This is a genomic window from Lentzea waywayandensis (assembly GCF_900115955.1).
GTDB lineage: Bacteria > Actinomycetota > Actinomycetes > Mycobacteriales > Pseudonocardiaceae > Lentzea > Lentzea waywayandensis.
In genome coordinates this window covers 906,832-919,393 of the sequence record NZ_FOYL01000003.1, presented here as the reverse complement: position 1 = coordinate 919,393, position 12,562 = coordinate 906,832, and the positions used below count along the sequence as shown (strand labels likewise).

12 protein-coding genes and 2 pseudogenes are annotated in these 12,562 nt (G+C 68.4%); 4 read left to right on the top strand and 10 right to left on the bottom strand.

What is annotated here, in order from left to right:
• On the bottom strand, positions 1–1,131 hold the full coding sequence (locus tag BM417_RS15035; protein WP_143138653.1) for an exo-alpha-sialidase: 1,131 nt from the start codon (positions 1,129–1,131) through the stop codon (positions 1–3).
• 120 nt (positions 1,132–1,251) lie between these two features.
• On the opposite strand from BM417_RS15035, the gene BM417_RS47770 reads away from it, so the two are divergent.
• Positions 1,252–1,389: a hypothetical protein gene (locus BM417_RS47770; protein WP_177320440.1), complete on the top strand. Its 138-nt coding sequence runs from the start codon at positions 1,252–1,254 to the stop codon at positions 1,387–1,389.
• A 127-nt stretch (positions 1,390–1,516) separates the two neighbouring features.
• Here BM417_RS47770 and BM417_RS48670 read toward each other — a convergent pair.
• From BM417_RS48670 to BM417_RS15025, 3 genes and pseudogenes are all read right to left on the bottom strand, one after another.
• A pseudogene (locus BM417_RS48670) lies at positions 1,517–3,181 on the bottom strand (helicase-related protein); the annotation flags it as partial.
• A 1,020-nt stretch (positions 3,182–4,201) separates the two neighbouring features.
• A pseudogene (locus BM417_RS49190) lies at positions 4,202–4,699 on the bottom strand (OB-fold nucleic acid binding domain-containing protein); the annotation flags it as partial.
• 14 nt (positions 4,700–4,713) lie between these two features.
• Positions 4,714–6,324, bottom strand: coding sequence for a DAK2 domain-containing protein (locus BM417_RS15025; RefSeq protein ID WP_093593216.1), 1,611 nt, complete (start codon positions 6,322–6,324; stop codon positions 4,714–4,716).
• A gap of 148 nt (positions 6,325–6,472) precedes the next feature.
• Between BM417_RS15025 and rpmB the strand changes: the two genes are divergently transcribed.
• On the top strand, positions 6,473–6,664 hold the full coding sequence (gene rpmB / locus BM417_RS15020) for a 50S ribosomal protein L28 (protein ID WP_030467945.1): 192 nt from the start codon (positions 6,473–6,475) through the stop codon (positions 6,662–6,664).
• A 19-nt stretch (positions 6,665–6,683) separates the two neighbouring features.
• On the opposite strand, the gene BM417_RS15015 is transcribed toward rpmB, so the two are convergent.
• The 5 genes from BM417_RS15015 to BM417_RS14995 are packed head-to-tail and all read right to left on the bottom strand — an operon-like array spanning position 6,684 to position 10,548.
• A complete protein-coding gene (locus tag BM417_RS15015; RefSeq protein ID WP_281251321.1) occupies positions 6,684–7,859 on the bottom strand; it encodes an MFS transporter in 1,176 nt (391 codons plus the stop codon).
• Positions 7,860–7,885: 26 nt separating this feature from the next.
• A complete protein-coding gene (locus tag BM417_RS15010; protein WP_093593210.1) occupies positions 7,886–8,560 on the bottom strand; it encodes a uracil-DNA glycosylase in 675 nt (224 codons plus the stop codon).
• 20 nt (positions 8,561–8,580) lie between these two features.
• Positions 8,581–9,102, bottom strand: coding sequence for a gamma carbonic anhydrase family protein (locus BM417_RS15005; RefSeq protein WP_093593207.1), 522 nt, complete (start codon positions 9,100–9,102; stop codon positions 8,581–8,583).
• 10 nt (positions 9,103–9,112) lie between these two features.
• Entirely contained in the window at positions 9,113–9,523 is a 411-nt protein-coding gene (locus tag BM417_RS15000; protein WP_093593204.1) for a GNAT family N-acetyltransferase, read from the bottom strand.
• 56 nt (positions 9,524–9,579) lie between these two features.
• Positions 9,580–10,548 (bottom strand): thiamine-phosphate kinase, encoded by a 969-nt coding sequence (locus BM417_RS14995; protein WP_093593201.1) that lies wholly within the window; start codon positions 10,546–10,548, stop codon positions 9,580–9,582.
• 97 nt (positions 10,549–10,645) lie between these two features.
• Between BM417_RS14995 and BM417_RS14990 the strand changes: the two genes are divergently transcribed.
• Both BM417_RS14990 and BM417_RS14985 read left to right on the top strand, forming a co-directional pair.
• Positions 10,646–10,879 carry an Lrp/AsnC ligand binding domain-containing protein gene (locus tag BM417_RS14990; protein ID WP_030467939.1) on the top strand — a complete coding sequence of 78 codons (234 nt, stop codon included), beginning with the start codon at positions 10,646–10,648 and terminating at the stop codon, positions 10,877–10,879.
• Positions 10,880–10,898: 19 nt separating this feature from the next.
• Positions 10,899–11,462, top strand: a complete 564-nt coding sequence (locus BM417_RS14985; RefSeq protein WP_245821924.1) for a DUF3515 domain-containing protein — start codon at positions 10,899–10,901, stop codon at positions 11,460–11,462.
• On the opposite strand, the gene BM417_RS14980 is transcribed toward BM417_RS14985, so the two are convergent.
• Positions 11,459–12,508 (bottom strand): D-alanine--D-alanine ligase family protein, encoded by a 1,050-nt coding sequence (locus tag BM417_RS14980; RefSeq protein WP_093593198.1) that lies wholly within the window; start codon positions 12,506–12,508, stop codon positions 11,459–11,461. The two genes, BM417_RS14985 and BM417_RS14980, sit on opposite strands and share 4 nt — an antisense overlap.
• Between the last annotated feature and the right edge of the window lie 54 nt (positions 12,509–12,562).

Here is a 12,562-nt window from a genome sequence, read left to right as displayed (position 1 = left end):
CTATCCGGGGAACGGCGGCAGGCTGCTCGTGGCCCAGCTCGTGTGGCAGCTGCCGTTCGCCGCGAAGTCGCTCGCGAACCCGATGAACTCCCGACCGTCGAGCGACGGCACGCCGGTCGGGTGGTAGTTCGGGCAGTAGTTGTCGCGCGCGCCCGGCACCGGAACCGGCGCGGGGATCTCGTACCAGCCGTCCCGGCCGCCGTTCTCGGAGACGAAGATCGTCCGGCCGTTGCCGGGATCGACCTTGCCGTTCGCGGACATCAGCATCTGCCCCATGAGCAGCACACGTCCCGTGGCGGTGCCGTTGGGCGCGAGCACGATCGACGGCGTGTGCGCGAAGTACTTGCCGTCCTTCGTCGTCGGCCGCTTGCCGTGCCACTTGGGGTCGCCCCAGTTCACGCCGTCCGGTGACGTGCGGTGGTACGCCTCGCAGAAGTACTGGTTCGGCTGCGAGCAGATCTCGTACATCATGTAGTACTCGCCCGTCGGCAACCGCTTGACCTGCTGCATTCCCGGCCGCAACCAGCCGGGCTCGACGGCGACGACCTTCTGCTTGGCCGACCAGATGACGCCGTCGTTGGACACGGTCCGCCCGATGTACTGGCTGTGTCCCTGGTCGGACTCGTCGGAGAAGTAGCAGTTGAGCCTGCCCTCGGCGTCGACCGACAGGTCCGGCTCCCACAGCCCACCTCCAGGCCGGGCCCGCGCGCATTCAGACAGGTACCGCCACGACGCACCGGCGTCGTCGCTGCGCCAGATCCGCGCCTTGAGCGTCTCCGCCTTGAAGCCGGCCGAGCCCGCCCACAACACCGTCCCCGCCGGCATGTCGCCCACCCGTTGCGGGAGCTCGTAGAGGTGCCCGCAACAGCTCGCCGTGGACCCGGCCGAGTCGGTGAAGGCGGCGATCTTCTTGAACCTCTTGCCGCTACGACTGGCTTTCAGCACGTCCACGACGTGGTCACCGTGCAGCGCCACCAGGATCGAGCCGCGCTGGGGACCGTGTTCGAGGCGAATCGCGTGCGGGTAGCGGGACTCCTCGCCGGTCAGCACGACGGGGCTTGCCAGGGCGGGGCTCGGGCTGGTGAGGACGGTGAGGGCTGCTGCCAGCGCGGTGATGATCATGCGACGCACGGGTGGGAACGTACCCAGGTCACCGGACAATTCCGGCACCTGGCACGCGCACACCTTCAGGTGATGTGGGAGATGGAGTGAGTAGGGAGGAATGGTCGCGGGCAGGCCAAGAAGGGGGTGGTGGCAGGCCGTGCGAGGTGGCGGGCCGAACCGGGCGGCGGAGCCGTAGGCGGGTTGCGGGCCGTGGGCGGGTTGCGGGCCGTGGGCGGGTTGCGGGCCGTGGGCGGGTTGCGGGCCGAACCGGGTGGCGGGCCGTGAGTGGGTGCTGGGGTGACGGGCCTGCACGGCACAACCCGGCGCCTTGCCCCGCCCACCCACGCCACGAGCCGTGCGGCACGAACCCAGCGACACCAACCCAGCGGCACCAACCGCGCGGCCCCGCCGGCTAGGTCTTCTCCAGGAAGTCCGCGCGTTCCTCCGTCAGCAGCGTCGCCACCATCCCCGCCAGCCCTGGATGCTCGGCAAGGTCCGGATCGGCGTCCACCACCTGCTGCGCCGCCGTGCGGGCGTCCTCGATGATGTCCTCGTCGCGCAGCAGGGACAGCATCTTCAGGCCCGAGCGGCGGCCTGACTGCGCGGCGCCGAGGATGTCGCCCTCGCGGCGCAGTTCGAGGTCCAGCTGGGCCAGTTCGAAGCCGTCCAGAGTGGACTCGACGGCACGCAGGCGTTCCATCGTGGCCGTCATCTCCGGCATTTCGGTTACCAGCAGGCACAGGCCCGGCGCGCTGCCTCGGCCCACCCGGCCTCGGAGCTGGTGGAGCTGGGAAACGCCGAAGCGGTCCGCGTCCATGATGGCCATGACGGTGGCGTTCGGGACGTTGACGCCTACCTCGATGACGGTGGTGGCCACCAGGACGTGGACCTCGTTGGCCGCGAAGGCGCGCATCACGGCGTCCTTCTCGTCCGGGGGCATGCGGCCGTGCAGGATTTCGATTCGCAGGCCGCGCAACGGGCCCTGCGCGAGCATCGTTGCCACGTCGATCACGGACAGGGCTGGGCGCTTGTCCTCGTCGTCGGACTTCGCCGGTTCCTCGTCGCCGATGCGCGGGCAGACGAAGTACGCCTGGTGGCCCTTCGCCACCTCCTCGCGCACTCGGGCGAAGGCGCGGTCCAGCCAGGCGGGCTTTTCGCGGACTGGGACGACCGAGGTCTTGATCGGCGAGCGGCCGCCGGGCAGTTCGCGCAGAGCCGAGACTTCCAGGTCGCCGTAGACCGTCATGGCCACCGTGCGCGGGATCGGGGTCGCGGTCATCACGAGCACGTGCGGGTTCTCCCGTTCGCCGCGTGCCGAAAGCGCCGCTCGTTGTTCCACGCCGAAGCGGTGTTGTTCGTCGACCACGACGAGGCCCAGGGAGTGGAACTCCACCTTCTCCTGGATGATCGCGTGCGTGCCGACGACGATGCCCGCCTCGCCGGTCACGATGTCGAGCAACGCCTGACGGCGCTGGGCCGTGTTCATCGAGCCGGTCAGCAGCGTCACGCGGGTCGCGTCCTCCGCGCCGCCCAGCTGGCCCGCCTGGGCGAGGTCGCCGAGCATCTCGGTCAACGAGCGAGCATGTTGTGCCGCAAGGACTTCCGTGGGTGCGAGCATCGCGGACTGACGGCCCGCGTCGACGGCCTGGAGCATGGCGCGCAACGCGACCATCGTGTTGTGAGTGACGACGAAGTGGTCGGTGACGTAGAGCTGGTCATGGTGTGCAACAGAGATGCACTGCACGGGCTTACGACCGACAAACTCGACCGCACGAATCGCCCGCACGGGCTTCTCGTACTTCGTGCGTTCCTTGACGAGCTCAGCCTTCCGTGTGAGCCGGAACGGCGGGAACTCGTTCGGCAGGCGAAGGCTGACCAGGTGGTATGTGTTTCCCATCTTGACAACCGGCCTGACCTTGCCGGTGCCCCCGAGCGACTCGGCCAGCCATGCGACCTGGTCCGCGAGCTTGGGCGACGCCGACAGGAAGGTGACGTTGGAACCGTGCTCGCTGTTCAGCGTGCCGTCAGTGTCCAGAAGACCCTGCAACAACGCGTGCCTGTCTTTGACAGGCGCGACCAGATAGTTCTCCGGCAGAAACTTGTCCTTGGCTCGGTGGCCGTATACGCCCTGGTCACGCAGCGCATCGAGCACGGGGTTCGTTCCTCTGCGACACCCTTGGACGTACCAGTCGTACTTTCGCGCTGAGGGAGATTTGACCAAGTGCGCTCCTCGTGGAAGCGCGGCCATCAGCTCGACCAGCAACTCCGGATCAGCGCTGGTGAACACGATGCGCCCGTTCAAGAGTGACCCGTCCCCGATGAGCAGCCCGAGCAGATACGGATCCAACGACCGTTCCGACAGACAGTCCAGTTCCGGCGCTGTCACCACGGGCAGATGCCATTTGGACGCACCGTTCGAGGTCGTGAGGTCGTCCCGAATCTCCCTCAAGGTCAGGACCTTGAGGGGATTGCCCCTGTCCCGGCGCACGGTGGTGTTGACAGCCCATAGATGTTCCAAATCGGACTCAACGCTGCGGCCATCGGACAGAACCACCCGATAGACATCGCGCTCGCCCTGAGGAAAGACACCGGTCACCACCGTGACCTCACCGCTGGCGGCGATCACCTCGTCTCCGATGTGCACATCACCCATGCGGCGGAAACCGGTAGGCGTGAGGACCAGCGAGTCGAGCGGTTGAGCCTTGCCCGAGCCGACCTCGCCCTGCAACAACCGGTTCATCGGCACAGTCGACTCAAGATCAGCGGAGACCTGCGAACCCACCTCAACCTGGCCCGCCGTCAGCGTGAACGGCAGCCGCGCGTCGAACGCGTCCAGGATGCCGCCGGACCTGCGCGCACAGGCAGGTGCCGGACGAGCTGTGGAAGCCTTGCGACGCTGCGCCAAAGCCAGCTGCACGGCCAGCGCCTCGTCCCACTTCAGCCGCAGCTGCGCGACGGAGATCTGCGCCCAGCTGTCCGGCCGGTGGATCGACCGCAGCGCGTCCTCCAGGCCGATCAGGCCCTGCTCGAGACGGAAGTCCTCCGGCAGCGGGTCCTCCGGCACGCCGTCCCAGATCTCCAGGAGCTGCTTCACGCAGTTCGCGATGTTCCACGTGTTGATGTGCTGCGACGCCGGGTAGACGGGCAGGAAGGCCTGCAGGAACGACGATCCGTCCTGCTCCGCGGTGAGGACCTCGAACGCCGGGTGCACCAGCTGCAGGTTCTGCCGGTAGCGGCCGACCTTGCCGGCGAACAACGCCCGCGTGCCCGGCAGGAGCTCCTGCTCGGCGACGAACGCGGGCTTGCCGAAGAACACCAGGTGCAGCTCCGAGGTGCCGTCGGTGATGACGGCCTCGGTCATCTGGCCGCGGCGCGCCTTCATCTGGCGCTTCTGGCACTTGCGGACCTCGGCCTGCACCGTGACGTGCTCGTCGATTTCCAGCGACCTGATGTCGGTCAGCTTCCCGCGCTCGTCGTAGCGGCGCGGGTAGTGGCGCAGCAGGTCGCCGACCGTCGTGAGGCCGAGGCCGGTCTCCAGTGCGTCGGCGGTCTTCTTGCCGAGCAACGGCTGCAGCTTGTCGTCGAAGGAGATCATCGCGCCCTATTGAACTACTCGACACCGACAAAAATGACCGTGTCCGGCTGTCCGCCCGGATACGCCGTCACCTCGACCTCCGGATGGGTGACCCGCACGTGGTCCTCCAGCACCTCGGTCAGGCCATCGGGCGCGTCGGCGCCCAGGATCACCGTCACCAGCTCGCCGCCGCCCGCCAGCATGCGGTCGATCAGGCGGCAGGACAGGTCCATCAACGACTCCGGCGCCGCGGGACCCGGCTCGATCAGCACGACCTCGCCGTCCAGCATGCCCAGCAGGTCGCCCGGCTGGCAGCGGCCCACCCACGTGAGGGCCTCGTCGGCGGCGATCGAGAGTTCACCACGGCGCGTGGCGGCGGCGGCCTCGGCCATGGCGACAACGTCGTCACCAGCGCGCCTAGAGGAATCGTGCACCGCCAACGCCGCGAGGGCCTGCACGGGCGAGAACGTCGGCACCACCACTACGTCCTGTCCGGCGGCCTGTGCGTACGCCACGGCCTCATCCAGAGCCGTACGGATGTCCGGATCACCTGGCAGCACCGCGACGTGACGCGCGCGCGTCGACACGATGGCCGACAACAGGTCCGTGGGCGTGGCCGTAGTAGACGCGAGGTCGAACACCGCGGCGCCTTCCGCGCGGAACAGGTCCACGGCGCCGCTCACCACCACCACGATCGCCCGGTCGCGCACGAACCGAGAAGCCTGCGCGGTGATCTGATCAGCGAACCGCGCCACCGTAATGCGGTGCGGACGGCCGGCGCGCACACCCGACTCGACTGCCGCGCCGATGTCGTTGCAGTGCACGTGAACGGTCCACAACGAGGCCCCGTCCCCCACGACCGACACGCAGTCGCCCAGCCCGTTCAAGAGGGCGCGCAACTCGGCCACCGCCTCGTCCGAGGTGTCGTCGAGCAGGTACATGACCTCGTACTCGAACTCCGACGACCCGCTCTCGCGCTCGGTCGTCAGCGACTCCGGCGTGCGCGGCAGCAAGGGCGCGTCCATCGGTGTTTCCACACTCTGGCCGGTGATCACCGCGGCCAATGTGTCCAACAACACAACGAGCCCTCGTCCGCCCGCGTCGACCACCCCGGCCTTGGCCAGCACGGCGAGCTGACGGGGCGTATCGGCCAGTGCGACGGCACCCGCGCGCGACGCCGCCATCACCACGTCGTCCAGTTCGTCCGACTTGCAGTCACGAGCGGCCTCGGACGCGGCGTGCAGCACGGACAGGACAGTGCCGGGAACGGGCTTGGACACAGCGGCCGTGGCCAGCTCATCGGCCCGGTGCAGGCCCTTGCGCAACGCCGTGCCGGTGACCAGCGACACCTCCTGCACGGTCTCCGCCAGGCCCCTGAGCACCTGAGACAGGATCACGCCCGAGTTCCCCCGCGCCCCGGCGAGTGCGCCGCGGGCGAGCGCCGACAGCGCGTCCCCCACTGTCGACATGGGCGAACGCAGCAGCGCGTCGAGCGCCGACTGCATCGTGTGCAGCAGGTTCGTACCTGTGTCACCATCCGGCACGGGAAAGACGTTGATCTGGTCGATCGACTCCCGATTGGCGTCCAACGACCGCACGCAGGCGTCTGCCCATCTGCGCACCGCGACCGCATCCATGACCTGCATGGCGGCGAGAGTATCCACCCGGTTTGGTCGCAGGTGATGCCACCGGCTACCCTCGTTGAGTTGCCGTGCCCGGTTGAGGCTTGTGCACGCTTGCGCGCCCACCGGGACGCGAGACTTACCGCTTGAGGAACCTGAAGGAGTGGCTGACGTGGCTGCCGTGTGCGACGTCTGTGGCAAGGGGCCGGGCTTCGGCCATTCGGTTTCGCACTCCCAGCGGAAGACGAACCGCCGCTGGAACCCGAACATCCAGTCTGTGCGCGCCAAGGTTTCGGCCTCGCAGCGCCAGCGGATCAACGTGTGCACGTCCTGCCTGAAGGCCGGCAAGGTCGTGCGCGGCTGATCACCGCCACAGTTCGTTTTTAGTTCGAGGAGAGCTCGGCTTCGGCCGGGCTCTCTTCGCGTTTCAGGGCCCGGCGCACGTACACCAGGCAGGCGACGCCGCTGAGCAACGCCCCGGCGCCGCCGAGCGCGAACACCGCCCGTGGCCCCATGACCAGCAGCAACCCACCTGCGGCAGCCGTCCCGATCAGGTTCGCGCCGATCACCATGGACCCGACTGCGGCAAACGCCCGCCCACGCATCTCCTCAGGCGTGCGCAACCGCACGGCGGCGTTCAGCGCCACGTTATGGACCCCGTTCGACACACCGCCGATGACCCAGCCCGTCCCTGCCGCCGCGAAGAACGGGAACGCCGCCGGGATCAGCACGCCGATGCCCGTGGTGGCCGCGGCGAAGGCAATCGCGTGGGCCACCTGCGAAACGGTCCGCAGCCGCGCCGCCACCCGGTTGCCGACCAGGATCCCGCCCAGCCAGCACGCCTGCATCGCGCCCAGCACGAACTCGTCGCCGTGCAGCACGTACCGCACGAACGCGGGGTCGGCCACGTTGACCACTACGACCGTGCCGACGCAGAAGGCCAGCCCGACGATCGTCGCGAACAGCACGGGGTCCTGCCGCACGTGCCTAATGCCCGCGAGCGCGCTGGGGCGTGCCTCGTGTGTGCCGGAAGGGCGGCGTTCCGAGCGCACGAAAGCCAGCATCACCGCATAGGCGAGGAACGTGCCGCCGTCGATGAGCAACGCCACGGGGTGTCCGAAGAACCCGGCGAGCAACGCGCCACCGGTGACGCCCGCCATGCTGCCGAGACTGCGCCCGGTGCTGAGCCACGCGTACCCGCGCGTCGCTTCTTCTTCACCGGCGATGTGCGGCAGCAGAGCGGAGATGCAGGGCTGGGCGATCGCACGGCCGCAGCCCGAGAGGAACACCAGCGCCACCACGAACGCGGGCTGACCCATCAACGGCGCGACAGCCGCGATCGCGACGCCCTGGAAGACCAGCGCGGCGATCAGCAGGCGGCGGTTGGGCAGCCGGTCGACGAGCATTCCGGCGAGCGGCGCGCCGAGCACGAACGGCAGCAGTTCGGCGACGAGGATCGCGGCGACCAGCAACGGACTGATCGGCGTCGCCCAGAAGAGCAGAACGAGCAGTGACAGGGAATTCCCGAACTCGCTGACGGCCGCGCCCGCGGCCGTCAGCGTCAGATCACGTCTTGCCGAGGCAATTACGGGAGCTTCCAGTCGATCGGGTCGGCGCCCTGCTTCTCCAGCAGTTCGTTGGCGCGGCTGAACGGCTTCGAACCGAAGAACCCGGAGTGCGCCGACAAAGGCGACGGGTGCGCGGATTCGATGGCGGGCAACGGTTCCAGCAAAGGGCGCAGGTTGCGCGCGTTGCGGCCCCACAGGATCGACACGAGAGGTGCGTCCCGGGCGGCGAGAGCCTTGATCGCCTGCTCGGTCACCTTCTCCCAGCCCTTGCCCTGGTGGGAGTTCGCCTTGCCGGGCTGCACGGTCAAAGCCCTGTTGAGCAGCAGAACACCGCGCTCGGACCACGGGGTCAGATCGCCGTTGGACGGGATCGGGTGACCGAGATCTTCGGCGTATTCCTTGTAGATGTTGATGAGCGACTTGGGAATGGGCCGCACGTCGGGGGCAACCGAGAACGACAGGCCGACCGCGTGGCCGGGCGTCGGGTACGGGTCCTGGCCGACGATCAGCACCTTCACCTGGTGGAACGGCTGCTGAAATGCACGCAGCACGTTCTCGCCCGCGGGAAGATAGGTGCGATCCGCGGCGACCTCCGCGCGCAGGAACTCACCCATGGCGGCGATCTGGTCAGCAACGGGGGCGAGAGCTTCAGCCCAACCGGCTTCGACAACTTCGTTGAGGGGACGAGCCACGGCTGTGAACCCTATCTCACTCAATCGAGCCGACGGAGCTTCTCCCGGTACAAAGCGATGTTCTGAACATATTTCTCCACGATGAATGCCCAGGCCTGTTCTGGCACAACGTGTCCGGCACGTTCGCGAGCGGGAACTCCCAGCACCATCGTGCGTTCGCGGACGTGGCCGTCGAACGAGACCACCGCGCCGGCGCCGACGATCGCGCCCTTTTCCACGATGGAACCGTTGAGCACCACCGAACCCGACGCGATCAGGCAGTCGTCCGCGATGGTCGCGCCCTCGATGTGGACGTTGTGGCCGATGACGCACGACGATCCGATGTGCACCGGGTGGACCTCGGTGCAGTGGACGATCGTGCCGTCCTGGATCGACGTGCGCTCGTCCACGACGATGCGCCCGTAGTCACCGCGCAGCACGGCTTGTGGCCACACCGACGAGAACGCGCCGATGCGGACGTCGCCGATCACCGTCGCGTCCGGGTGCACGTACGCCTCCGGGTGGATCTGCGGCGTGTAGTCCCCCAGCGCATAGATGGCCATGCGCCCGAACCTACAACGACTTCCCGAAGCAGCGGCTCTCCGGGTGGTCCCGGTACACGCCGAAGTTGTCGATCCGCTCATAGCCGCTGGACGTGTACAGGGCGATCGCCTCGGGTTGGCGCAATCCGGTCTCCAGCACCATCCGCCGCAGACCTGCCTCGCGCGCAGTGGTTTCCAGATGCGCGAGCACGAGCCGTGACAGGCCTTTGCCTCGTGCGGAGTCGACGACGTACATCCGCTTGATCTCGGCGGCGCCGTCCAGCTCGTCGTTGACGCGCCAGCCGCCACACGCGACGGGCACGCCGTCCAGGTACCCGATGACGAAGTAGCCGAGCGGCGCGGCGAACTGCGCCGGATCGACCGGCGTGACGTCGACGTCGCCGTAGCGCTCGACGTAGACCTGCTGGAGGTCGGCGATCATCTTGACCGAGTCTGGATGGTCATACGCGCGCGTGCATAGTTCCACGGAATTGAATACTACGCGCGCCAGTGCTCCCAGCCGGGAGGTTTTTCGTAGTTCCTGCCGTCGACCGTCACACCTTCGCCCGCGCGCACCGTGCCGATGGTCGTCCAGCCGGGCGGAACCGCCTTGGGGCCGGGGAACGTCGCCGCGAGGGCGTGATCCTCGCCTCCGGTCAGCGCCCAGTGCCGCGCGTCTCCGCCGAGCGCCGACGCGACGTCGAGCAGGCGCGGGTGCAACGGCAGCAGCTCGGTGCGGATGTCGATCGCCACGCCCGAGGAGTCCGCGATGTGGCTCAGGTCCTGAAGCAGTCCATCCGAGACGTCGATCATCGACGTGGCGCCCGCCTCGGCGGCCCTGGGGCCTTCCTCGTACGGCGGTTCCGGGGTGCGCTGGGCGTTCACGATGCCGACCGGCGAACGGAATCCGCGGCCGAGCACGGCCAGTCCCGCGGCGGCCCAGCCGAGCCTTCCGGCGACCGCCACGACGTCCCCGACGAGCGCTCCCGACCTCGTGATCGGCTCGAGCCCGTTCATGTCTCCCATGGCGGTGATGGAGATCACGAGCGTCCCGGAGCTGACCATGTCGCCCCCGACGATGCCCGCGCCGGCCGTCGCCGCCTCCTGCCAGAGTCCCGACATGATCCCCTCGACGACCGACGCCGGGGTGTCGGCGGGACAGGCGATGCCGACGAGCAGGGCGGACGGCAGTGCTCCCATCGCGACGACGTCGGCGAGGTTCACCGCGGCCGCTTTTCGGCCCACCTGCTCGGGACTGGACCAGTCGAGTCTGAAGTGGACACCCTCGACGAGCACGTCCATCGAGGCCACGACCCGTCCGTCCGGGACGGCGACGACGGCCGCGTCGTCACCGGGACCGAGGATGGTCGTCTCCGGCTGCGCCCGGCCGGTCGTCACCCGGTGGATGAGATTGAACTCACCCACATCGGCGACCGTCTCCGCGTCGCGCGGCGGCTCCGGACGCAAAGTTGCCTCCCAATCTGAGCATTCGGAACCCCAACTGGGGTACGTTGCGTGACACGTTCCTACCTCGACCCAACCTGTCGCGACGAAGGGGCACGCCGTGGTGCATGCATACATCCTCATCCAGACCGAGGTCGGCAAGGCCGCCGCAGTCGCCTCCGAGATTTCCGGGATCGCCGGGGTAGCCACAGCCGAAGACGTCACCGGGCCGTACGACGTCATCGTGCGCGCCGAGGCGGAGACCGTCGACCAGCTCGGCCAGCTCGTGGTCGCGCGCATCCAGAACGTCGAGGGCATCACTCGTACGTTGACCTGCCCGGTCGTGCATCTCTAGCTCGTGTTGTCATAACCGGGTGACTCAGCAGGAATCCACGCCAACGCTGTCCCGGCCGCTGCTCGCGGCGGTCGGGCTCGCTGTCGTGCTCGCCATCGGTGTCGCCGGCCTCGGTCTGGTGCTGGGCACGGGAAACCAGACGGAGGACGTACCCGGTCGCACGGGTCCCCTCGCACTGGTCTCGATCGACGCGCCCGACGCGGGCTCGCCGACGTGCGTGACACTGACCGAGAAGCTGCCGGTGGGGCTGCCGTCCGGGAAGGACATGCTGCCGCGCCGGGAACTCGCCTCCCCCGCACCTCTCGCCACGGTGGCGTGGGGTGACGCCAAACACGATCCGGTGGTTCTGCGCTGTGGACTGCCGCGGCCGAACGAGCTGTCGGCGACCTCGCAGCTGCGGGTGATCTCCGACGTGCAGTGGCTCCAGCTGCCCGGATCGGGCAGCTCCACGTGGGTGATCGTGGACCGCGAGGCGTACGTGGCGCTGACGGTGCCCGACGAAGCGGGCACCGGGCCGTTGCAGGACATCTCCACGACTGTGCGCGACCTCCTGCCCAAGCAGCCGGTCAGGACCGCGCCCTAGCGGAGTCCCGAGCCTCGGGCGATCGCCGTCTCGATCAACGTGGTCAGCAGCGTCGAGAAGTCGATGCCGGTCGCGTCCCACGCCTTGGGGTACATGGAGATCGGCGTGAAACCGGGCATGGTGTTGAGCTCGTTGACGATCAGCTCGTTCTGCTCGGTCAGGAAGAAGTCCACCCTGGACAGACCCTGGCAGTCGAGCGCCTTGAACGCGGTGACGGCCAGCTCGCGCAGCCGCGCGGTGATGTCGTCGTCGAGCTTCGCCGGGATGTCGGCCTCGTAGGAGTCGTCGACGTACTTGGCGTTGAAGTCGTACCACTCGACGCTCTCGCCGACCGGACGCAGTTCGGCGGGCAGCGAGGCCTCGACGCGGCCGTCCGGGAACTCCAGCACCGCGAGCTCGATCTCGCGGACGTTCGGCACGGCGGCCTCGATGATGACCTTGGGATCGTGCTGCCGCGCCTCGAAGATCGCGGCGTCGAGGTCGTCCCAGCTGGAGACCTTCGAGATGCCGACGGACGACCCTGCGCGCGACGGCTTCACGAACACCGGCAGCCCGAGGTGCTCGCGCTCGTCGAGGGTGAGCGTGGTCGCGGCGCGGTCGAGAGCGACGAACCTGCCGACGTTCAGGCCCTCGGCCTGGAGGATCTTCTTGGCGAAGACCTTGTCCATCGCGGCGGCGCTGGCGAACACGCCCGGCCCGACGTACGGGACGCCGGCGAGTTCGAGCAGACCCTGGATCGTGCCGTCCTCACCCCACGCGCCGTGCAGCAGCGGGAAGACGACGTCGACGTCCCGGAGCGCCTGGCCCGGCTCGATCGCGGTGACGGTCTGGTTGCGCAGCGTGGGGAGGTTGCCGGCGCCTGCCTCCAGCGCGTTCGGGTCCGTGCCGAGCGCCCACTGCCCCTGCGGAGTGATGCCGACCGGCAGCACCTCGAACCGGTCCGCGTCCAGGTAGGGCAGGACGCTCTTGGCGGACTGGCAGGAGACCTCGTGCTCGGAACTGCGGCCGCCGAAGACCACGGCCACCCTCGTCTTGCGCTGCGTCATGCGGGCGACCCTACCCGTTTGGGCGATTGTCCTTACTCGCCAGTTAGCCTCGAT